The following is a 22,609-nucleotide window of genomic DNA, read 5'->3' as shown; positions in this document are numbered from 1 at the left end:
ACAGGTCGTCTGAAACATCAACGTCCTTTCGCTTTCGCCGATTCTCCGCCGATACCGAAATGCTGCTTGGGCATTTCGTTAATCAGTACGCGCACCGATTCTTTCGGCGTACCTACTGCACGAACCATAGCTTCGGTTACTTCGCGGATGACGGCTTCTTTTTGCTCGTCGGTACGGCCTTCGATCATGTGGATCTGAATAATCGGCATGATTGTTTCCTTTCTTGACCTTTATTCAAAACGGCCGCTGATGCTGCCCAAATCTTGGAAATGCACGCAGAACGAGTCGCCTTTTTCCACCTGTACGGCGGCGGTAATTGCGCCGATCATCACAAACGAACCAGCCGGCAAATATTCGCCGCGTTCAGCCAGCATGTTCGCCAGCATAGCGATCGATGCTGCCGGATGTCCCAGCACCGCCGCGCCGGCGCCGGTCTGCACCACTTTGCCGTTGATTTCCATCACCACGCCCAGCGTTTTCAAATCTAATTCGCTCACGGGTTTGGCACAGCCGCCGGTAATGAAACGACTGGAAGAAGAGTTGTCGGCAATCACCGATTTCAAATCGAATTTGAAATCTTTGTAGCGTGAGTCAATCACTTCTATGGCAGGCATCACAAAATCGGTGGCGGCCAATACGTCGCCGATGTGACAGCCGGGACCTCGCAGATCGGCTTTGGTCACAAACGCCAGCTCGGCCTCGATTTTCGGGTGGATCAGCTCGTCGTGCTTTACTGCTGCACCTTCGGGCACGCTAAAATAGTCGGCCAGAAAGCCGTAGCAGGGATGCTCTACGCCCATTTGGCTCATCTTGGCCCATGAGGTCAGCCCCATTTTCATGCCAACAATTTTGTTGCCACGCTCTTCTTTGCGGCGGCGGATTTCCCATTGGATGTCGAAGGCGTCTTCATAATCCATTTCAGGGAAATCGTCGGTGATTTTGGTGACTTCATAAGCCTGCAATTCGGCGTTTTCTAAATGTTCGGCCAGTTGCTCGATTTGTTGTTTGCTTAATGTGCTCATGCTGTTTTGCCTTTCTGCTTGGCCATAGTGAGTGCTAAATCTTCGATCATGTCTTCCTGCCCGCCGACGGTGCCGCGCTTGCCCAACTCCACTAGAATTTCGCGGGCGGAGACGCCGTATTTGGCTTCGGCGCGTTTGGCAAACAACAGGAACGACGAATACACGCCCGCATAGCCCAGTGTTAGTGCGTTGCGGTCGACGCGGATGGGGTGATCCATAATCGGCACCACTCGGTCCTCGGCCACGTCCATCAGTTTAAATAAGTCGGTGCCGTGCTCGACCCCCATTCGCTCCAACACCGCTACAAACACTTCCAACGGGGTATTGCCCGCGCCTGCACCCAAGCCAGCTACTGAGCCGTCGATACGGTTGGCGCCGGCATTGATGGCGGTCAGCGAATTGGCAATGCCCATGCCGAGGTTGTGGTGTCCGTGGAAGCCCAGCTCGGTTTCGGGCTTCAGGGCTTGGCGCAGCGCACCGATTTTTTCCTCCACTTCTTCGGGCAGCATGTAGCCCGCCGAATCGGTGCAGTAGATGCAGTTCGCGCCGTAACTTTCCATCAGCTTGGCCTGCTCGATCAGTTTGGCGGAGGGTACCATGTGCGCCATCATCAGGAAGCCGACAGTATCCAAGCCCAACTCGGCGGATTTGGTGATGTGTTGCTGGGAAACGTCGGCTTCGGTACAGTGCGTGGCCACGCGGATACACGACACGCCCAATTCTTTGGCCATTAAGAGGTGGTCAACGGTGCCGATACCGGGCAACAGCAAGGCCGAAACTTTGGCCTGCTTCATTTTGGGAATCACTGCGCCGAGATATTCTTCGTCGCTGTGGGCGGGAAAACCGTAGTTGAGGGACGCGCCGCCCAATCCGTCGCCGTGGGTTACTTCGATCAACGGCATACCAGCTTCATCGAGGCCAGTGGCGATGTTTACCATTTCGTCTAAAGAAATCTGATGGCGTTTGGCGTGCATGCCGTCACGCAGGCTCATGTCATGCAAAATAACTTTTTTACTTTTTAAATCCATGTCTTCCTCCTTAGCGCGCAGGCAGGGTTAAAACGCCGTTGGCCGCTTCTTCAGCAAACATTTCAGCAGTACGCAAACCGGCGGCTGTCATGATGTCGAGGTTGCCGGCAAAAGATGGCAGAAAGTCGCCTAAGCCTTTCACTTCGATGAAAATCGACACTTTATTACCATCAAATACAGGACCATTGATCAGCGTATAACCCGGTACATAGCGTTGCACATCAGCTACCATGCGGTGTACGGATTCGGTAATCGCGACTTGGTCGGGTTCACTTTCGGTGAGGCAGTGGATGGTGTCGCGCATCATCAAAGGCGGTTCGGCCGGATTGATGATGATGATGGCTTTACCTTTTTTGGCGCCGCCTACGCTTTCCACAGCCTGCGCGGTAGTACGGGTGAATTCGTCGATGTTGGCGCGGGTGCCGGGGCCGACCGATTTGGATGACACGGTGGCGATGATCTCTCCATAGCTAACCGGCTGAACGCGGGAAATGGCCGCCACCATCGGCACGGTAGCTTGTCCGCCACAGGTAACCATGTTCACGTTCATTTCCAGCTTTTCAGCATGCGCTTTCAAATTCACAGGCGGAATACAGAAAGGGCCGATGGCGGCGGGTGTAAGGTCGATCATAATCACGCCCTGCTCGTTGAGCTTGCGACTGTTTTCGGCATGCACATACGCGGATGTAGCGTCGAAGGCAATCCGGATATCGTCTTCTTTCACATGGGGCAACAGACCGTCCACGCCGATGTCGCTGGTTTTGATGCCCATTTCGCGGGCGCGCTTCAAACCTTCGGATTGTGGGTCGATGCCGACCATCCACACCGGCTCTATCCACTCCGAACGCTTCATTTTCATCAGTAAGTCGGTGCCGATATTGCCCGGCCCGATAATGGCAGCTTTAAGTTTTTTAGTCACTGCTTTCTCCTCGTTATTAGGTTTTGGTTTTTTCAGACGACCTGTCTAAACATCTAAACCGCGGTTTAGATTTTCTTAAACAAGGCCGAACGGGTTTGTGTTTCGCTGCCGTCGGCGGCCGTAAGGAAGCGCTCCATGTGAATGTCGCGCTCAAACAGGCGGCTTTGCATCAACGTAGTAATAGCGGCTTCGATCATCGGCGGCGGGCCGCAAAGATAGGCTTTGTGGCCACTGCAGCGGTTGCTGAAGTAATCGGCCACGGCTTCGTGCACGAAGCCATTAAAGCCTTCCCAGTTTTCTTCCGGCGAGGCGGCGTTGAGCGCTGGGATGTAGTGAAAGTTTTCATGCTCTTCGGCCAGTTTCTCAAACATCTCGCGATGGTAGAGTTCAGCCACATTACGCGCGCCTTGAAACAGGTAAATCTCGTGGGTGTAGTCCTCTTCCAGCAAATCCAAAATCATGGATTCAGGGCTGGACAAGCCCGAACCACCGGCAATGAAAATCACGTCTTGGCCATCGGACTTACGCACAAAGAATTGACCGTAAGGGCCTGAAAGCGGCAATTCATCGCCTTCTTTCAGGCTTTCGTGCAGCCAAGTGGTGGCCGCACCTCCTTCGACTTTTCGTACATGCAGTTCAACCGTGTCAGCCATAGACGGCGGGTTGGCAATAGAAAACGCGCGTGTGCCTTCCACACTTGGTACTTGCAAGTTGATGTATTGACCTGCCTGAAACTTCATGGGTCGATCGAGTTTCAGGGTAATGCCTAGAATGGTAGGCGAAAGCGGCTTCAGCGCAGAGACGGTGGCGGTATAGTCTTCCACCGTGTAACCCAAGAAATCGGGATCAACGTCGATATCAGCCTCGATGGTCATATCTGATTCGGGCATACAGCAACAGGCCAGCACTTTGCCTTCGTCGCGCTCCACGTCCATTAGGGCGAAAGACGAAGCGTTGCCGAGATCACCATAGCCTTCGATAACCTGCACTTTGCAGGTACCACAGGTACCGTGCCCACAGGCAAACGGCAGCCAAACGCCTTGACGCAGCGCAGCAGACAAAATGGTTTGACCTTCTTCCACTTCAATCACGTCACCGGTGGGTTCTACAGTTACTTGATAACTCATGATTTCCCCCTTTCTACACGCCGGTGCCGTTCCAGCCCTTCAGCCCGGGCGTTTTGAAGCGTAGCAGCGATTTGTGGTCGAAACCGAGCTGCTCTAACGTTTTGCCGTCATCAGGCAAAAAGGCTTGGTTGTTGAGCTGCCATTGCACTTCGTTCCACTTGATGTGTTCGAAGTCAGGATGTTGCGCAAAACCTTCGGGCAGTACATGCTCACGGAAGTCTTTGAAGGTCATGGACGGCGGAAGCGGAAACGCTTTGGCTGAGCAGAAGAGCAGGTGTTCATCCCATCCGACATACACTAGGATGTTGCCGCCAAAGTTTTCTCGGCGGTCGCGGATGTCGCCATGATAGTTTTCATGGATGGCTTTAGTTGGCATGGTTTCTCCTTTTATATTGTTATTGATTGACGATGAGGCTGTCTGAAAACGAGCTTTACGAGTTTCACTAAAACGAACTTGTGAGCTTCGCTAAATTGCTTGTCAGGCCACGCCTTTCCATTCTTTCCAGCGCTGCTCGTCGGGTGAACCTTTCATGTCCAGATTGTCGGCACCGACGTTGATGCGGTAATACTCGCTGAGGATTTTCTCCAGTTCAGGACCTCCACAGTTTCCTTGTAGAATCTGATGCACGGGTAACCAGGATTGGGCGAATTTTTCAGGTTCTTCCATAAAGATGTCGTAGCAGCCATCCGAACACATGTGGTAACGCTCTCCTTCAAACTCAGCGCATCGATAGCTGATTTCGCCAGCATCTCCGTTCATCTCCGTAAAGCCCATCGGCACTTGGCACACCTGGCAAAGCTGTGGCAGACCGCTGGAATAGAAACGCTTGCCTTCGGCTTCCATTTTTTTTGCCAATTCCCAACGCGGGCGGTAGTATTTGTCGAAGGTGTTAGGGTATTTTTCGCTCAGCCAATCCAGCTCTTCATCTGTCGGAATCCAAGTGTGGAAGCCTGCCGCGTGACCGAAGTTGTAGAAAATCCACCAAGCCTGATGCGAGATGTGTTCTTTTTCTTTTTCGATTACGTCGCTGTATTTGGGCATGCGGATGCCGTAACGCTCGAGGTCTTTAAACAGCGCCCCGCCGGCTTCTTCAAAATACACTTCCCATGCTTCTTTCCACGACATCACTTTGTTCGGCAACATGTAGTCCATCATCATAGCCACAATAGAGAGCAGACGGGTGCCGCGCCAGAACCATTTGTCGATCCATTTCTGCACGATGGGCAGGTTGTCTTCGTGTTGCTCAAGCAGGAATTTGATGATCTCAAGGCCGAGCGTCATGTGGCGGGCTTCGTCGGATTGTGCGCTAAAACCGAAAGTAACGGTGGCCATGTCGCCGTTGTGTGCTGCGCCAGACATAAATGGTACGAACAAAAGGTTGGTCAGCACATATTCAAAGGCGAAACTGATGGCGAGCAGGAATTCAAACGGGCCGGCTGAGCGGGCGTCTTCAAAAAATGATTTCGGCACGGAGAGATACCACACGCGGTCGTGCATATGGCTCCAGTCTTGGAAGCCGTCGAAATATTTGTTGTAGTGGCTCATGGCATGGATCTGAGTTTGCACATGACGCAATTCGTCGATAGACTGCATTTGCGAGGCAATGCGCGCACCGATTCCACTGAACTGGCGACCAACGTGTGCGTAGCCTTGGTAAGCCTGATATTCGAGCGGGGTAACACCGGTCAAGAAGATTTTGATGGCGTTGACGTAACGCGGATCCGAGATGTTTAGCTGACCGTTGTTTTGGGCAAACGCATCAAAAATGGCATACAGTTTTTTCTCTTTTTCGGCCTGATATTTCCAATAGGCATCCATAGTGAGACGGAACGGGTCTTCCCATTTCGACCAGTCGGTAATTTTGATACCTTCGAAGTCTTCATACGGAAATGCTTCTTTGCGGTCTTGATAGGAAAAATCCCAATCTAAATCACGCGTAAGCAAACGATATTTGTCTTTTAAATTCAGCTTTGCCATTGTTTTTTTCTCCTCTTTAATCCTCGAGCCAGCTATTAACGGTTCCAGCTTAAGGTGAGTTGTTCATCATCCTCATCCACATTGCCGCCGATGGTAACTAAATTCAGATGCAGCTCCTGCACATCCCAGCTTTGGCCCATTTTCTCTTCCACGGTGGCTTTCTTAACAACCAATTGCCCTTCACACTCCATTCGAATCATAGCGGGCTGGTGGATTACCACCACCTCTGGGTTATCCTGCTCGATGGCTTCTACGATGTAGCGGGAAGTGTCGTTGTCTTGCAGGGCGAGATAAACTTTTGAACTCATGCTTTTTTTCCTTTTTCGATTAATCCGATTTTCGCAGCACGTTGCTGGATTTGGACGGCTGTTTCTGCCAATATGTTATCGGCTTCGTTGCCAAACAGATCAGCAATGATAGGGCGGTAGGCAGCAAAGGCTTTTTCCTGCCACTTTTCCATCCAGATCTTAAGCTGTTCCCGGTTGGTTTCGTTTTCGGCGGCCAACGTTTTCAACACGTTATCTGCCCAGCCAGCTTGGTCTTTCAAACAGGACTGCATGAATTCGGTCAACATAGAAATATCGCGCGCTCCGTTGGCAGACAGCCATTTGTCGAAATGCTGGTAGAAAACGATATTCAGTAAGGTATCCACTACCAGATTTTGGGCAACGAACAATTCCCCCCAGTCTTTATGGACCAGCAGCTCTTCGCACAAAGCACGCACACCCTGCCACACAGGTTCCTCCATCCATGCTTTTTTGGCCACGGCTAATGATTCACCGCTGTTATCGTCCAACGAGAGACCGATGCGCGATATGTATTGGGCAATACCCAAGCGATCCATTGCGGCATATAAGCATGCTTGAGTTAAAGCAGTGCCGTAGCCGTAAGCACAGCACGACATCATGTTCAGGTTGGCTGTTTGCTCGACATGGCGCAGCGGCAAAAGACCAGTGATGATGCGCGTTTTCACACTTTCTTCAATCAGCGAAGCGAGATTGCGCTTTTCAAAGAAGGCATAGTTGCTCTCGGCTGTATCCTGCATCTTTGCGCGGTTTTGCACATAAGCACCGTAGTAAAACTGGCGCGGATCTTTCAGCGCATACCAGTCCTGCATAGTCAGCGTGGTGTGGGTGGGATCGTTCAGTTCTTTTTCGGGCATCCAGAGCGGGCGATAATGAAAATTGACGGCAGCTTGGGCGTCGTAAGTTGCTTCCTGATAACGGGAAGCAGGCTTCTCGCCGAAGCGACGGGCGATGTGCGCGTAGGTTTGGCGCACAGGGTCGATAGTAGCGGTTTTGATTTCCAAAGACATTCTGTTTCTCCTTCTCCTTGAGGGATGGTTATGGCTGTGAAACTGACTATTTTCAGACGACCTTGACTTAAAATGGCTGTCTGAAACCGTGTACCACAGCTTTTATGGTATTGATTGATTTATCGTAGCTCGGCTTCAGTACCGTAGCGCCATTTGGCTGCTTCTTCATCGTTTTTCTCCGCTTGCTCTTCGGTCATATACACGACTTCGTTGCGTCGGCAAAACACATCAAAACAGTCTTTCGGCATGATGAGCTCCACAAACAGCGATGGGTCATTAATCGCAAAGTCAAACTCAACAAAACGAGCATCAGACTCGCTGCGTACCCGAACATACTTTACAAATCTGGCCGGAGCAGTTGTTTGCATATTCATCCACTTCCTCCTCTTATAATGGACTCATAATGGACAAGCCTCATGAAAGACTAAGCATTTTTAATGCCAAACCCAAATATAAATCGCAAGATAATGATAATTAAGTAAATAATTTTTTTACAGGGAAATACATACAGAGGTATGAAAAGCAATCTGGAAAAATATTTCATCATTTGGTGAAGTGCAGAAGCCATTTTCATCAAATAATCAAACAGAAATGAAAATATAAATATAAAACATAGTAATGACAGTTACAAAATCACTAAAATATTTGACAAAATGTTGATAGGTGTGAATATTAGTACACAAGGTGCCATCAAATGCCTATCTGAAAACTGTTTTTTTCAGATAGGCATTTAGATACAAATGAATAAGTAAACAAACAAATAAAGGCCACCGTGATAATACGTACAAAGGAACAATACTATGTCACCACACCAAACAACACAGATACACAAACAAGACCTGATAAATCAAATCAGATTTGATGTGGAGAACGGAAAAATCTGGTTTTGCGAAAAGCGTATGCTACTGAGCCACGCCTACGCATTATGGCGGCTACGCGAAGATTTGGTCGAATCTTTGGGTAAAGAACGGGCGAAACGCTTTTTCATGCGATATGGCTATTACGCTGGTGTGCAAGATGCCGAAACCGCCCAAAAAGTACGTCCCTGCAGCAACCCGAGAGATGCATTTCTAGTCGGCCCCCAGCTGCACACCACCCGTGGCATGGTGAAAGTGACGCCAGTTACGCTCGATATCGACATCGAACACGGCAAGTTTTACGGAGTATTTGCATGGGAAGATTCGCTTGAAGTGGCCTACCACAAAAAGAAAAACGGTATCAGCCAAGAGCCAGTGTGTTGGACTTTGCTCGGCTATGCCAGCGGATACAGCAGCTATTTCATGGGCAAGCAGATTGCCTTTACCGAAACCCAATGTGAAGCCATGGGGCATACCCACTGCCACATCATCGGAAAACCTATAGAAGAATGGGACGAGACTACTGATTTAGAACGCTCGATGTTGCCCGATCCCGTTGAAGAAGAGCTGTTCAGCCTGCGTAGCGAGTTAGACGAACTTAAACACCGCAAGCAAAACGACCTGCTCGAGCAAGACAGTCTATTTGATGCTGTAGGCGAATCTCCTGCCTTCCGCCATGTGTGTGAAATGCTCAACAAAGCCTCCAAAAGCAAAGCCGCTGTATTGCTTGAAGGCGAAACTGGTGTCGGCAAAGAAGCCTTTGCCAAAGGGCTGCACGCCGGCAGCGACAGAAGCAACCAGCCTTTCGTCGCCATCAACTGCGCCTGCATCCCGCCCGAACTAATTGAAGCTGAACTCTTCGGCGTCGAGCGTGGCGCCTTTACCGGCGCCACACAAAGCAAAGCCGGCAAATTTGAACGAGCCGACAAAGGCACGATTTTCCTCGATGAAGTCGCCGAACTATCTCCGCGGGCACAAGCCGCATTATTACGGGTTTTGCAAGAAGGCGAACTGGAGCGCGTAGGCGGCGTACAAGTACTCAAAGTCGATGTACGGCTGGTAGCCGCCACCAATGAAAGCCTCGCTGAAGCTGTAGCTGCCGGCAAATTCCGCGCCGATCTCTATTACCGCCTCAACACCTTCCCCGTCTATATTCCTCCTCTGCGCGAACGAAGGCAGGATATTCCCTTGCTAATCAAATATTTTCTTGATAAATACAGTGAGATTTACAAGAAAAAGATACTCGGCATCAGTGACCAGGGGCGCGAACTCCTACTCAAACACCAATGGCTAGGCAACATCCGCGAGTTGGAAAACGTTATTGAACGCGGCATCATCCTAACCGAGCACAACCATGTTATTGAAGCGCAAAACCTTTTCCCACATTTCACACCCGGTTTGGATTATTTCAGTATAGCCGGTGAAGCATTGTCGGCCAGCGTGAACACAAACAGCAAAGATGCGTATATCAGCCAGCTACTGGAGAACGGTTTCGATTTGGAAAACTGGGTTGCCGATATTCTGCGGGAAGCTGTACGCTGCAGCGGCGGCAATATTTCCGAAGCCGCGCGAAAACTGAATATCAGCCGCGCCACGCTGGACTACAAGTTGAAGAAATACAGTTTGCATGCTTAATAAACGCAATTAATGCAGTCAATATAACCATGCCAGTCTGAACTTTCTCAGACTGGCTATTTGTTTATTGCCAAACGGGATTGGAAAACTTAGTAAACCGATTAGATTTTGTCTCGCATACTGGTCAAATGACCGGGAAAAGAGCAAGAGAAATCATAGGCGGGGACCTTTGCATCCCCCAAAATCCCCTAAATTCTCAATCAAGACATTTAGGAGATTCCTCATGAACACCTTCTTCCAATAAACCGCCCAAGCCATGATTACCAAACACATCAACCGTTTCCCCACTATTGAAGTTGGAGCAGGTGATTGATTGGCAGAGACCTTTACAAGCCGCTTGATAACATATTAAAACCATATCCCAAGCCTGCCGAAATATGCCATAATAGCCACGCAGTGCGCCTTTTACACCGCATTCGAAAAGAAAAACCTAACCTACAAGAGAATATCCCATGACTAGCAAAGCCACCATTATCTACACCCATACCGACGAAGCCCCCGCGCTGGCGACCCAATCCCTGCTGCCGATTGTGCAGGCGTTTACCCGCCATGCCGGTATCGAAGTCAAAACCAGCAATATTTCCCTGTCCGGCCGCATTTTGGCGGCGTTCCCCGATCATTTGACCGAAGCGCAGCGCGTACCTGATGCGCTTGCCGAATTGGGCGAGCTGGTGAAACAGCCAGACGCCAACGTGATCAAACTGCCGAACATCAGCGCATCCGTACCGCAACTGACCGCCGCGATTAAAGAATTGCAGGCAAAAGGCTTTGCCGTCCCTGATTATCCTGCCGACCCGCAAACCGACGAAGAAAAAGCCGTGCGCGAACGTTACGACCGCATCAAAGGCAGCGCGGTCAATCCCGTTTTGCGAGAAGGCAACTCCGACCGCCGCGCGCCTAAAGCAGTGAAAAACTTTGCGAAAAAAATCCGCACAGCATGGGTGCATGGGCGAAAGACTCCAAAACCCACGTTGCCACTATGCAAAGCGGCGACTTTTTCCATAACGAACAATCCGTTACCGTACCCGATGCGACTTCCGTGTCCATCGTGTTTACCGACAAACAAGGCAACAAAAAAGAGCTGCGTGAGCCCGTCGCCCTGAAAGCCGGCGAAATCATCGACGCGACCGTGATGAGCAAAAAAGCCCTGCTCGCCTTCCTTGCCGAGCAAGTAAAAGACGCGAAAGCAAAAGGCGTGTTGTTTTCGCTGCACATGAAAGCCACCATGATGAAAGTGTCCGACCCGATTATCTTCGGACACGCCGTCAAAGTATTCTTCGCACCCGTCTTTGAAAAATTCGGCGACAAACTAGCTGCCGCAGGCGTCAACGTCAACAACGGCTTCGGCAACCTGCTTGCCAATCTGGACAAACTGGATGCCAACACCCGCGCCGCCGTCGAAGCCGAAATCGCCGCCGTTTACGCTGCCAACCCTGATTTGGCGATGGTCGATTCCGACAAAGGCATCACCAACCTGCACGTTCCTAGCGATGTCATCGTCGATGCTTCCATGCCCGCGATGATCCGCAATTCCGGCCGTATGTGGGACAAAGACGGCAAAGCGCAAGACACCAAAGCCGTGATTCCCGACAGCAGCTACGCAGGCGTTTATCAAGCAACCATCGACTTCTGCCGCGAACACGGCGCGTTCGATCCGACAACCATGGGTACCGTGCCCAACGTCGGTCTGATGGCGCAGGCAGCCGAAGAATACGGCTCGCACAATAAAACCTTCGAAATCGAAGCCGACGGTCAAGTTCAAGTCATTGATGCGGCGGGAAAAGTCCTGATGCAGCACGACGTGGAAGCAGGCGACATCTGGCGTATGTGCCAAACCAAAGACGCGCCCGTCAAAGACTGGGTACAACTCGCCGTCAACCGCGCCCGCCTGAGCAACACGCCCGCCGTGTTCTGGCTCGACGAAAACCGTCCACACGATAAAAGCCTGCTCGCCAAAGTCAAAGCCTACCTTGCCGAACTGGATACCAACGACCTCGACATCCGCATCCTCGCTCCCGAAGAAGCTGCCAAGTTCAGCTTGGGTCGTCTGAAAAAAGGCGAAGACACCATTTCCGTAACCGGCAACGTCTTACGCGATTATCTGACCGACCTGTTCCCGATTTTGGAACTCGGCACCAGCGCGAAAATGCTGTCTATCGTTCCATTGATGAACGGCGGCGGTATGTTTGAAACCGGCGCGGGCGGCTCCGCACCGAAACACGTCCAACAGTTCCTCGAAGAAAACCACTTGCGCTGGGACTCGCTGGGCGAATTCCTCGCGCTTGCCGTATCGTTTGAACATCTGGCGCAAAAAACCGGCAACACCAAAGCCCAAGTCCTCGCCGATACGCTCGATGCTGCCACCGAAAAACTGCTGTTGAACGACAAATCGCCCAAACGCAAAGCAGGCGAACTCGACAATCGCGGCAGCCATTTCTACCTTACGCTCTACTGGGCGCAAGAACTGGCAGCGCAGGATAAAGACGCAGAATTGAAAGCAGCGTTTGTGCCGCTGGCAGAAACCCTGACCGCCGACGAAGCCAAAATCGTTGCCGAGCTTTCCGCCGCACATGGCAAAGCAGCCGACATCGGCGGCTACTACGCCCCCGACGCTGCAAAAGCCGCCCAAGCCATGCGCCCAAGTGAAACGTTCAATCAAGCATTGGCAAAGCTGTAAAAGTGTTACGGTAAAGCTGTAAACATGAAAGGTCGTCTGAAAACCTGTATTCAAAGGTTTTCAGACGACCTTTTTGGTACTTAGTTTTTATTTTTTGACATTGCCACGCAGTCTGAAAGCTGGTTTTGAATTTCACCGACGATTTGCCAATATCTCTTTATTGGGGTTTCCAATAAATTCCCGCTTGCGCGGAAATGATGGTTGGTGGCAGACAGGGGTTAAAAAGAAGTGAACCTTGCCATTTGCTATAAAAACGCCGGACTCAAGAATCCTGTCTACGAATGAAAAGGGCTGTGATAAAATCTTTGCGTTTTCACTATCCCTTTCAGACGACCTTATTTATGTTGAACCCATCCCGAAAACTCGCCGAGCTTGTCCGTATTTTGGAAGAGGGCGGCTATATTTTTGCCGGCGATCCCGTGCAGGCGACCGAGGCATTGCGTCATGTCGAAGGCGGTGCGGAAGGCAAAATCATCCGCCGCGCGGAGATGATAGACAGAGACAGTCAGCTTCGGCATACCTTGGAACAAGTGCGTACCGGGTCGTTTTGGCTGTGGATCGTGGCGGCGACGGTGATGTTCAGTACCGGCTTTTCAGGTACTTACCTTCTGATGGACAGCCAAGGGCTGAATTTCTTCCTGATTTTGGCGGGCGTGTTGGGTATGAATACGCTGATGTTGGCGGTATGGTTGGCATCGCTGTTCCTGCGCGTGAAAGTGGGGCGGTTTTTCAGCAGTCCGGCGACGTGGTTTCGGGGTAAAGATCCCGTCAATCAGGCGGTGTTTCGGCTGTATGCGGACGAGTGGTGGCAGCCTTCGGCGCGTTGGATCGCCGGTGCGACTTCGCACAGTCTATGGCTCTGCACCCTGAGCGGGATGCTGGTGTCGGTATTGCTGCTGCTTTTGGTTCGCCAATATACGTTCAACTGGGAAAGCACGCTGTTGAGCAATGCCGCTTCGGTACGCGCGGTGGAAATGTTGGCGTGGTTGCCGTCGAAACTCGGTTTCCCTGCACCCGATGCGCGGGCGGTGGTCGAAGGTCGTCTGAACGGCAACATCGCCGATGCGCGCGCGTGGTCGGGATTGTTGGTCGGCAGCATTGCCTGCTACGGCATCCTGCCGCGCCTGCTGGCTTGGGCGGTGTGCAAAATCTTTTTAAAAACAAGCCAAAGCAAGCTGGATTTGGAGAAACCTTATTATCAGGCGGTCATCCGCCGCTGGCAGAACAAAATTGTCGATGCGGATACGCGTCAGGAAACCGTGTCTGCCGTTTCTCCGAAAATCACCTTAAACGACGCGCCCAAATGGGCAGTCATGCTGGAAACCGAATGGCACGAAGGCACATGGTTTGCGGGCAGATTGGCGCAGGAATGGCTGGATAAAGGCGTGGCGGCGAATCGGGAAGAGGTTGCCGCTTTGGAAAACGAGTTGAAACAGAAACCCGCCCAGCTTCTCATCGGCGTACGCGCGGAAACCGTCCCCGACCGCGGCGTGTTGCGGCAGATTGTCCGACTCTCTGAAGCGGCGCAGGGCGGGGCGGTGGTGCAGCTTTTGACGGAGCGGGCGCTTTCAGACGACCTGTCCGAAACATTGAACCACTGGCGCAATGCGCTGGCAGAGTGCGACGTGGCATGGCTGGAACCTGACAAGGCGGCGCAGGAAGGTCGTCTGAAAAACCAATGACCGCACTTGAAACGCCCCATAAAGCCGCCATCCTGAAAAAGGTCGTCTGAAAATCCATTCTTCAAAAACATCATGAACAAACAACCCCTTTCCCTTGCCGTCGTCGGGCATACCAATACCGGCAAAACCTCGCTCCTGCGCACCCTGTTGCGCGACAGCGGCTTCGGCGAAGTCAAAAACGCGCCGTCCACCACGCGCCATGTCGAAGAAGCCGCGATTACCGACGGCGCCGATACGCTGCTGTATCTGTACGATACGCCCGGACTCGAAGACGCGGGCGGCGTTTTGGACTGGCTTGAAACCCATACGGATGCACGCGCCGACGGCATCGAGCGGCTGCAACAGTTTCTCGACAGCGACGGCGCGCATCACGATTTCAACCAAGAAGCCAAAGTGCTGCGGCAGCTTTTGCAGAGCGATATGGCGTTGTACGTCATCGATGCGCGCGAACCCGTCCTCGACAAATATCGGGATGAATTGACCATCCTTTCATGGTGCGCCAAACCGGCCATGCCTGTGTTCAACTTTACCGGCGGGCAGCTTCCCGAAGCGTGGACGACCATGCTGGCGCGTCGCAACCTGCACGTTTTCGCAGGATTCGACACCGTCGCATTCGATTTTGAAGGCGAATTGAACCTCTGGAACAAGCTCGCCACCATGTTGCCGCAGCATGACATCATCGACCGCCTGACCGCCTCCCGCCGCCGCGAATGGACGCGTCTGGATAAAGAAGCGCGACACGAAATCGCAGGTTTCCTGCTCGACGTTGCCGCCTTTACGCAGGAAATCGACGAAAACGACGACCCCGCGCCCGTCCTGCAAACCATGCAGGCAGAAATACGCCAGCTCGAACGGCAGATGCAGCAGCGGCTGTTTGGCCTCTACCGCTTCTACCACAGCGAAATCGACCGCGGCGACTGGGTGCCCAAAGCCTTCCATCAAGACCCGTTCGACAGCGAATTGCTCAAAGAATACGGCATCCGTACCGGCACGGGCGCGGCAACCGGCGCACTCATCGGCTTGGGGCTGGACATCGCCACGCTCGGTGGTTCGCTCGGATTGGGGACGGCAATCGGCGGCTTTCTCGGCGGCATCCTGCCCAATACCCGCACTATTTCCGACAAGCTCAACGGCCGCCAAACCCTGCACACCGATTCCGAAACCCTGACTCTGCTCGCCGCCCGCGCCCTCGATTTGCTCCACATCCTGCAAACGCGCGGCCACGCTGCGCAATCGCAAGTAGAGTTGCACAGCCGCAAAGCGCCCTGGACGCCGGACAAACTCCCGTCCGAACTCAACAAAGCACGCAGCAGGTGGAAATGGTCGTCCCTCAACACCCACCTCCCCGAAACCAGCCGCGCCGAGCGCGAGGAATATGCGGAAAGTTTGAGTAGGAAATTGGGCGGATAAAAAATCAAAGGTCGTCTGAAACCTTAACTCAAGGCTTTCAGACGACCTTTGCCATATCGGCAACCTCACCTACTCTACTAGGTGTAGCGGGTTGAAAATCCAAAACGCCGCAGCGTGGATTTTACCCGCAACAACACAATACCGAATTGAAAAAGGTCGTCTGAAAAGTCGGAATATAGGTTTGAGGAAACTTGCTATATCCGTTTTCAGACGACCTTTTTACAAAGACAGTGCATTGCGCCGTCAAACTTTCGTGTAACGAAACAAACCCAAATCATCGCTGCCGATTTCGGTTTCCTTACCGCAGACTATATCGGCGGTCAGTTTGGCAGAGCCGAGCGACATAGTCCAACCTAAAGTCCCGTGTCCTGTGTTCAGAAACAGGTTTTCCAATGGTGTTTTGCCGATAAGCGGCGTGCTGTCGGGCGTCATCGGCCTTAACCCGCTCCAAAATTCCGCCTGCTGCAAATCTCCGCCGCCCGGGAAAAGGTCGTTGACGACCAATGCCAAAGTAGCACGGCGTTTTTCGGATAAATGCAATCCGTAACCTGACAACTCCGCCATACCGCCGACGCGGATGCGTTTGTCGAAGCGGGTGATGGCAACTTTGTATGTTTCATCAAGAACGGTGGAAACCGGCGCTTTTTCATCATGAACGACAGGGAGGGTCAATGAATAGCCTTTTACCGGATAAATCGGCAAATCCCAGCCCAAATCCTCCAAAACCGTTCTGCTGAAACAGCCTAAGGCGCATACGAATGCGTCTGCCTCAAACTGTCCTTGGTCGGTTTCAACGGCAGTAATGCGGCATCGGTCGTGTATGATGCGGCGTATGTGATGTCCGAATTCAAAACGCACGCCTTTCTGTATGCACAAATCGCGCAGTTTTCGGGTAAACAGACGGCAATCGCCGGTGGCATCGGCAGGAAGGTGCAATCCGCCTGCGATTTTAGGTAAAGCATGGTGTAGCGCGGGTTCGAATTCCAAGCATTCTTCAGGTTTCAGACGACGTAGGGGAACGCCGTAACGTTCTAAAACGGCAATGTCTTTTTCAGCCGCGGCAACTTCTTTTTGCGTGCGGAAGATTTGCAAAGTCCCCTTGTTTCTACCCTCAAAATCAATGTTTTCCTGTTCTTTAAAAAGACGGAACATTTCACGGCTGTATTCCGAAATCCGAACCATCCTCTCTTTATTGATTTGATAACGCTCCGCCGTACAGTTGTCCAGCATTTGTTTGAGCCAGCGGATTTGAAACAGGCTTCCATCAGGTTTAAAAATTAAGGGCGAGTGTTGCTTGAACATCCACTTCAAGGCCTTGAGCGGAATACCCGGAGCCGCCCAAGGCGTGGTGTAGCCGTAAGAGAGCTGTCCGGCATTGGCAAAGCTGGTTTCCATTGCCACATCCTCAGCGCGGTCGATGACAGTTACGTCATGCCCTTCGGAAGCCAAATACCATGCGGTTGAAACTCCGGCGATACCTGCACCCAAAACAATCAGCTTCATATTTTTTTCTCCTTAAAATTATTTTTGATTATGAATGGCTAGTTTAGGATATTTTTATTAGGTATATTCACTTTATTTCTAATAATTTCGTATGTATTATCCCTATTTAATGACATTCAAAAGGAAAAGCAGTATGAAAGAACTGGATAAAACCGATCTAAAAATTTTAAAAATTCTGCAACAAAACGCCCGGATACCGATGACGGAACTGGCGGAGAAAGTGGGTCTTTCGACTACGCCTGTTACCGAGCGCGTCAAACGGCTGGAGCGCGATAATTTCATTACAGGCTATCACGCCCGCCTCAATCCGAATTTATTGGGCAAAGGGTTGTTGATTTTTGTTGAATTGAAGCTGCGTTCGAAATCAGGCAATATTTTTGAAGATTTTCGTCGGGAAGTCATGAGGATTCCGCAAATTTTGGAATGCCACTTGGTATCGGGCGAATACGATTATCTGATTAAAGTCCGCCTGCCCGATATGTCGGCCTATCGGGATATGTTGGGCAATATTTTGCTGCACCTGCCTGCTGCTGCGGAAAGCCGAAGTTATGTGGTGATGGAAGAAGTAAAAGAAGAAACCGTGTTGGATTTGGATTGAATGCAGAACAGAAACTAAGATTAGAATAATTACACTGGTAAATAGTAGATAGGGAAATATGAAAGATTGCAACTTCTTTGCTTATATCTTAGATTGAAAGAAAAAAGCAAAAAAATGCACACATCAATAGGATGTGTGCCAAGTCTACAAAGGAGAAATAGAGGAGAAACTATTAACTGACTACTCGAACCAGCTAACGGGATGAATTATGCGCTTTAAGCGGAAGTAATGCAAGTTTTTTCTTGTAAAGTTTCTCTTCGATTGTTGTATTTTTGTATTTTGTAGTTATATTCCATGATAAAAGAATATGGGGTGAGTAATACAACGACAAGAACAAGCTCTTTAATTAAATTTAAGCCAAAAAGGTCGTCTGAAATTTTCAGACGACCTTTTTATGATTACTCAATGGATTATACGTTGCCGCGCTTCGGGTCATTCGGGCGCAGTTGGGCGGCGAGTTTGTCGAGGATGCCGTTGACGAATTTGTGTCCGTCGGTACCGCCGAAGGTTTTGGTCACTTCGATGGCTTCGTTGATGATGACGGGGTAGGGGGTCTCGGGCATCGCGCTCAATTCGTGGCATGCCATCAGCAGGACGGCGCGTTCGATGGGGCTGAGGTCTTTTTCGTCGCGGTCGAGCAGGGGGCGGATTTGCTGGATGTATTCGGCGGCGTGGGTGTGCGTGCCGAAGAAGAGTTTGTTGAACAGCTCTTCGTCCGCTTTGGCGAAGTCGGGCTGGTCTTGGATGTTTTTGGCGATTTCGGGGGCGGCGGTGTTGTTGATGCCGGCTTGGTAGAGGGCTTGTACGGCTAACTCGCGGGCGCGGCGGCGTGGGGTTTTCATGGGGATTCCTTCGTTGGCGGCACGGTAGGTGCGGTAATGAATGTTTCAGACGACCTCTGTCGGATGACGGGTCGTCTGAAAACGGTTTGTCCGGCAGATGGTGCGAAACCGGAGTGCGGTAAAGCTACGGGTTTCGCGTTCGGGCTTATTCTTCTTCGTCGTCAAACTGCTCTTCGATCAGATAGTTGACGAGGTTGGCGCATTCGACAGCGACTTTGGCGGCGTCGGCGGCTTTTTCTTCAATGCGCGCGACGGCTTGCTCGTCGTTTTCGGTGGTCAGGATGGCGTTGGCAATGGGGATGTTGTAGTCGAGTCCGACTCGGGTTACGCCTGAACCGGATTCGTTGGAAACGAGTTCGAAATGGTAGGTTTCGCCGCGGATGACGACGCCGATGGCAATCAGCGCATCGTATTGCTCAGAGACTGCCATGTTTTGCAGAACAAGCGGTACTTCAAGCGCGCCGGGTACGGTGGCAATGGTGATGTTGTTGTCGGCTACGCCCAATTCTTGCAGGGTGCAGCAGCAGACTTTGAGCATTTCGCTGCCGATTTCGTTGGTAAAGCGTGCTTGTACGATGCCGATACGCAGGTGTACGCCGTCGAGGTTCGGGGCGATGATGTTCATGGTGTTTCCTTGTATTTTGAGCGGTAAACGGGTTTCCAGACGACGTTTGGCTTTTCTGAAAACGATATTGGGGGATTTATTCCTGCGGCTGCCAGTCGGCAACGGCTTGAAACTCGCCGTCTTCGCCTATTTCCCATGCACTGCCTTCGGGTTGGGTTATGAGCGCGGCAACGGCGGGATTGGACTGGGTAATTTCGGAAAGGCTGACGACGCTGAAATTGTCGGGATCGTCGGTGTATTCGTCGGTCTCGTCGCCGCTGAAGAAACGCCAGCCGCTGTCGTTTTCGAAAACGGGGGCTTCGCGGTAGAGGAAGCCGACGGGTTCGCCTTGTTTGGTTACCGTGTTGGTAACAATGCAGCGGTCGAGTGCGGCTGAGAGGGCTTGGGCAAATTTGTTCATTGTGGTGTGTTGCGTGCCGTAAAAATTGTGCGGATTTTATCATGATTAGGGCTGGCTCTGCATCGTGTATCTTTATATTTGCCGCTTATGGTTTGATGGTACAATGCTGGTCGTCTGAAACGGGCTGAACTGTATTTCAGACGACTATTGCAGCCTTAAAGTGTTTCCGTATTTGCATCAAGTGCCGAAACGCATTCGGGTTGGTTTGGGAGGCTGAATTTTCGCCGCCTCCCGCCCGATATTCCGAAGCAAGAAGAAAGACAAACGTCCTCATGAAAACAGATGTGTTAAAACAGCAAGCGCATGCCGCCATTCAGAATAAACTGGGTTACCATTTCAAAGATACCGCGCTTTTGCAGCAGGCGCTGACCCACCGCAGCTACCATGCGAAAAATAACGAACGTTTCGAGTTTGTCGGCGATTCGATTTTGAACTACACCGTCGCTAAAATGTTGTTTGACGCGTTCCCCAGACTGACCGAGGGCGAGTTGTCGCGTTTGCGCGCGAGCTTGGTCAATGAAGGCGTGTTGGCAGAAATCGCTTTGGAAATGAATGTCGGCGACGGGCTTTATTTGGGCGCGGGCGAATTGAAAAGCGGCGGATTCAGACGACCCTCCATCCTTGCCGATGCTATGGAAGCGATGTTTGCCGCCGTCAGCTTTGATGCGGATTTCGCCGAGGCGGAGAAAGTGGTGAGACACTTGTTTGCAGAACGCGTCAAACGCGCCGATTTCAAGACGCAGGGCAAAGACAACAAAACTGCCCTGCAAGAAGCCCTCCAAGCCCGCCGCCTTGCGCTGCCCAAATACCGTATCGAAGAACAAATCGGTCATGCCAATGACAGTATGTTCTTGATTTCATGCGACTTGGGCGAACTGGGCTTCATCTGCAAAGCGCAAGGCAGCAGCCGCAAAGTTGCCGAGCAGCAAGCCGCCAAAGAAGCGCTGCAATGGCTCGAGCAACACCATCCTTTGAAAAAAGCGAAAAAATAGCCGATTTATTTTTCAGACGACCTAGGGATACGAAAAGGTCGTCTGAAACCTCAAACAGAAAGCCATCATGGACATCGAAACCTTCCTGCAAAACGAATCCAATCATCCCGCCGACTACCGTTGCGGCTTTGTCGCCATAGTCGGTCGCCCCAACGTCGGCAAATCCACGCTGATGAACCACCTTATCGGACAAAAAATCAGCATCACCAGCAAAAAAGCCCAAACCACGCGCAACCGCGTTACCGGCATTTACACCGACGACACCGCCCAATTCGTTTTCGTCGATACCCCCGGTTTCCAAACCAAACACCGCAACGCCCTAAACGACCGCCTCAATCAAAACGTAACCGAAGCGTTGAGTGGCGTCGATGCCGTCGTTTTCGTCGTCGAAGCCATGCGCTTTACCGATGCCGACCGTATCGTGATGAAGCAACTGCCGACAAACACGCCCGTTATCCTCGTTATCAACAAAATCGACAAAAACAAAGCGGGCAATGGCGGTTTGCAGGAATTTATCGAGCAAATCAGCGCAGAATTCAAATTTGCAGGACATGAAACCGTCAGCGCCAAACACGGATTAGGCATCGCCAACCTGCTTGCGCGCCTCAGACCTTATCTGCCCGAAAGCGTGCCGATGTATCCGGAAGAAATGGTGACGGACCGTTCCAGCCGTTTCCTCGCCACCGAAATCGTGCGCGAAAAACTGTTCCGCTACCTCGGCGAAGAGCTGCCCTACGCCATGAACGTGGAAATAGAACAATTCGAAGAAGAGGAAAACGGCCTTTACCGAATCTACATCGCCGTATTGGTCGATAAAGACAGCCAAAAAGCCATCCTAATCGGCAAAGGCGGGGAAAAACTGAAAAAAATCTCCACCGAAGCCCGCCTCGATATGGAAAAATTGTTTGATACCAAAGTGTTTTTAAAGGTTTGGGTCAAAGTCAAATCAGGCTGGGCGGACGACGTGCGTTTCCTGAGGGAACTGGGTTTGTAGGTCGTCTGAAAATACTGCGATTGATTGTTTACACTGGATTTAGTCTATGTCTGTTTATACTAATATTTCTGATGAGCAAATACGGGAATTTTTGTCAGATTACGATCTGGGAGAATTTGTTTCGCTGCAAGGCATTGCGCAGGGAATTACCAACAGTAATTACTTTTTGAATACTTCTAAAGGCAGCTATGTTTTAACTGTATTTGAAGTGCTGCGTCAGGATGAATTGCCATTTTTCTTGAATCTGAACCAACATTTGAGCGGTAAAGGCGTGGCTTGTCCAAGTCCGATTGTACGAAAAGATGGCAAGCTGGATTCAATATTAGCAGGTAAACCGGCTTGCGTCGTTACAAGATTAAACGGTGCGGATACCGCATGGGCGACCGAGGCTCAGTGTTTTAACACGGGCGCTATGTTGGCCAAAATGCATTTGGCAGTTCAAGATTTTCCCGAAAAAATGGAAAATCCCCGGTATAACACATGGTGGAAGCAAGCTTACGAACAATTATTGCCACAGTTGAATGAGGCTGATACCAAGTTGCTGGGTAAGGAAATTTCGGATTTGGAAAACAATCTCGGCAGTCATTTGCCATCCGGCATCATTCATGCCGATTTATTTAAAGACAACGTTTTGTTGGATGATGAAAATGTGGCCGGGTTCATAGATTTCTATTATGCATGTAATGGAAATTTCATGTATGACTTGGCAATCGCAGTAAATGATTGGTCGAGAACTTCTGATAACAAGTTGGACGCGAAGTTACGTAAAGCGTTTATTGACGGTTATGAAAGCATTCGTCCGCTATCTGATGCAGAGAAGGAATATTTTCCTGTGGCGCAGCGGGCTGGGTGCGTACGCTTTTGGGTATCAAGACTGCTAGATTTTCATTTTCCCCAAGAGGGTGAGATGACTTTTATTAAAGACCCAAATGTTTTTAGGGATTTGTTGTTAAGTCTGAACTGAATTTAGATATGTTGTGATGATTTCAAAGGTCGGCGGATTCA

The 22,609-nt window shown here is 51.0% G+C and carries 21 protein-coding genes and 1 pseudogene; 8 read left to right on the top strand and 14 right to left on the bottom strand.

What is annotated here, in order from left to right:
* Window positions 1-17: 17 nt before the first annotated feature.
* The 10 genes from NSCA4_RS0105880 to NSCA4_RS0105835 all read right to left on the bottom strand — a co-directional run bounded on the left by NSCA4_RS0105880 (window position 18) and on the right by NSCA4_RS0105835 (window position 7,763).
* Complete coding sequence (locus tag NSCA4_RS0105880) at window positions 18-209, bottom strand: 4-oxalocrotonate tautomerase (protein WP_016687273.1); 192 nt, start codon at window positions 207-209, stop codon at window positions 18-20.
* A gap of 21 nt (window positions 210-230) precedes the next feature.
* Window positions 231-1,022, bottom strand: coding sequence for a 2-oxo-3-hexenedioate decarboxylase (gene dmpH / locus NSCA4_RS0105875; RefSeq protein WP_016687272.1), 792 nt, complete (start codon window positions 1,020-1,022; stop codon window positions 231-233).
* Window positions 1,019-2,050, bottom strand: coding sequence for a 4-hydroxy-2-oxovalerate aldolase (gene dmpG / locus NSCA4_RS0105870; protein WP_016687271.1), 1,032 nt, complete (start codon window positions 2,048-2,050; stop codon window positions 1,019-1,021). The genes dmpH and dmpG overlap by 4 nt, the downstream gene beginning before the upstream one ends.
* A 10-nt stretch (window positions 2,051-2,060) precedes the next feature.
* Entirely contained in the window at window positions 2,061-2,969 is a 909-nt protein-coding gene (locus NSCA4_RS0105865) for an acetaldehyde dehydrogenase (acetylating) (RefSeq protein ID WP_016687270.1), read from the bottom strand.
* A gap of 65 nt (window positions 2,970-3,034) precedes the next feature.
* A complete protein-coding gene (locus NSCA4_RS0105860; RefSeq protein WP_016687269.1) occupies window positions 3,035-4,096 on the bottom strand; it encodes an NADH:ubiquinone reductase (Na(+)-transporting) subunit F in 1,062 nt (353 codons plus the stop codon).
* A gap of 13 nt (window positions 4,097-4,109) precedes the next feature.
* Window positions 4,110-4,472 carry a phenol hydroxylase subunit P4 gene (locus NSCA4_RS0105855; protein WP_016687268.1) on the bottom strand — a complete coding sequence of 121 codons (363 nt, stop codon included), beginning with the start codon at window positions 4,470-4,472 and terminating at the stop codon, window positions 4,110-4,112.
* A 102-nt stretch (window positions 4,473-4,574) separates the two neighbouring features.
* On the bottom strand, window positions 4,575-6,074 hold the full coding sequence (locus NSCA4_RS0105850) for an aromatic/alkene/methane monooxygenase hydroxylase/oxygenase subunit alpha (protein WP_016687267.1): 1,500 nt from the start codon (window positions 6,072-6,074) through the stop codon (window positions 4,575-4,577).
* A gap of 35 nt (window positions 6,075-6,109) precedes the next feature.
* A complete protein-coding gene (locus NSCA4_RS0105845; protein ID WP_016687266.1) occupies window positions 6,110-6,382 on the bottom strand; it encodes an MmoB/DmpM family protein in 273 nt (90 codons plus the stop codon).
* A complete protein-coding gene (locus NSCA4_RS0105840) occupies window positions 6,379-7,389 on the bottom strand; it encodes an aromatic/alkene monooxygenase hydroxylase subunit beta (protein ID WP_016687265.1) in 1,011 nt (336 codons plus the stop codon). The genes NSCA4_RS0105845 and NSCA4_RS0105840 overlap by 4 nt, the downstream gene beginning before the upstream one ends.
* 119 nt (window positions 7,390-7,508) lie before the next feature.
* Window positions 7,509-7,763, bottom strand: coding sequence for a phenol hydroxylase subunit (locus NSCA4_RS0105835; RefSeq protein ID WP_016687264.1), 255 nt, complete (start codon window positions 7,761-7,763; stop codon window positions 7,509-7,511).
* Window positions 7,764-8,189: 426 nt separating this feature from the next.
* Between NSCA4_RS0105835 and NSCA4_RS0105830 the strand changes: the two genes are divergently transcribed.
* The 4 genes and pseudogenes from NSCA4_RS0105830 (at window position 8,190) to NSCA4_RS0105815 (ending at window position 15,650) form a co-directional block, all read left to right on the top strand.
* On the top strand, window positions 8,190-9,881 hold the full coding sequence (locus NSCA4_RS0105830) for a sigma-54-dependent Fis family transcriptional regulator (protein WP_016687263.1): 1,692 nt from the start codon (window positions 8,190-8,192) through the stop codon (window positions 9,879-9,881).
* 452 nt (window positions 9,882-10,333) lie between these two features.
* Window positions 10,334-12,558: pseudogene (locus NSCA4_RS12875) on the top strand (NADP-dependent isocitrate dehydrogenase).
* A gap of 341 nt (window positions 12,559-12,899) precedes the next feature.
* Window positions 12,900-14,240: a DUF2868 domain-containing protein gene (locus NSCA4_RS0105820; protein WP_016687262.1), complete on the top strand. Its 1,341-nt coding sequence runs from the start codon at window positions 12,900-12,902 to the stop codon at window positions 14,238-14,240.
* A 72-nt stretch (window positions 14,241-14,312) separates the two neighbouring features.
* Window positions 14,313-15,650, top strand: a complete 1,338-nt coding sequence (locus NSCA4_RS0105815; RefSeq protein ID WP_016687261.1) for a DUF3482 domain-containing protein — start codon at window positions 14,313-14,315, stop codon at window positions 15,648-15,650.
* Window positions 15,651-15,893: 243 nt separating this feature from the next.
* On the opposite strand, the gene NSCA4_RS0105810 is transcribed toward NSCA4_RS0105815, so the two are convergent.
* Entirely contained in the window at window positions 15,894-17,153 is a 1,260-nt protein-coding gene (locus tag NSCA4_RS0105810) for a D-amino acid dehydrogenase (protein ID WP_016687260.1), read from the bottom strand.
* 133 nt (window positions 17,154-17,286) lie between these two features.
* Here NSCA4_RS0105810 and NSCA4_RS0105805 point away from each other — a divergent pair, with 133 nt between their 5' ends.
* Window positions 17,287-17,751: an Lrp/AsnC ligand binding domain-containing protein gene (locus tag NSCA4_RS0105805; protein ID WP_016687259.1), complete on the top strand. Its 465-nt coding sequence runs from the start codon at window positions 17,287-17,289 to the stop codon at window positions 17,749-17,751.
* Between the two features lie 410 nt (window positions 17,752-18,161).
* On the opposite strand, the gene nusB is transcribed toward NSCA4_RS0105805, so the two are convergent.
* The 3 genes from nusB to NSCA4_RS0105790 form a co-directional block, all read right to left on the bottom strand.
* Window positions 18,162-18,593 (bottom strand): transcription antitermination factor NusB, encoded by a 432-nt coding sequence (gene nusB / locus NSCA4_RS0105800; RefSeq protein ID WP_003744263.1) that lies wholly within the window; start codon window positions 18,591-18,593, stop codon window positions 18,162-18,164.
* Window positions 18,594-18,738: 145 nt separating this feature from the next.
* Window positions 18,739-19,218 (bottom strand): 6,7-dimethyl-8-ribityllumazine synthase, encoded by a 480-nt coding sequence (ribH, locus tag NSCA4_RS0105795; protein WP_016687258.1) that lies wholly within the window; start codon window positions 19,216-19,218, stop codon window positions 18,739-18,741.
* A gap of 76 nt (window positions 19,219-19,294) precedes the next feature.
* Entirely contained in the window at window positions 19,295-19,618 is a 324-nt protein-coding gene (locus NSCA4_RS0105790; RefSeq protein WP_016687257.1) for a DUF2185 domain-containing protein, read from the bottom strand.
* A 272-nt stretch (window positions 19,619-19,890) separates the two neighbouring features.
* On the opposite strand from NSCA4_RS0105790, the gene rnc reads away from it, so the two are divergent.
* From rnc to thrB, 3 genes are all read left to right on the top strand, one after another.
* A complete protein-coding gene (gene rnc, locus NSCA4_RS0105785; RefSeq protein WP_016687256.1) occupies window positions 19,891-20,610 on the top strand; it encodes a ribonuclease III in 720 nt (239 codons plus the stop codon).
* Window positions 20,611-20,677: 67 nt separating this feature from the next.
* Entirely contained in the window at window positions 20,678-21,604 is a 927-nt protein-coding gene (gene era, locus NSCA4_RS0105780) for a GTPase Era (RefSeq protein WP_016687255.1), read from the top strand.
* Window positions 21,605-21,650: 46 nt separating this feature from the next.
* Complete coding sequence (thrB, locus tag NSCA4_RS0105775; RefSeq protein ID WP_016687254.1) at window positions 21,651-22,568, top strand: homoserine kinase; 918 nt, start codon at window positions 21,651-21,653, stop codon at window positions 22,566-22,568.
* The last annotated feature ends 41 nt before the right edge of the window (window positions 22,569-22,609 follow it).

Origin of the sequence: Neisseria sicca 4320 (assembly GCF_000193735.1) — a bacterium.
In the GTDB taxonomy this organism is placed as follows: Bacteria; Pseudomonadota; Gammaproteobacteria; order Burkholderiales; family Neisseriaceae; genus Neisseria; species Neisseria sicca_E.
Note: the sequence above shows the minus strand (reverse complement) of the source record. Positions and strands in the feature narration are given on the sequence as shown.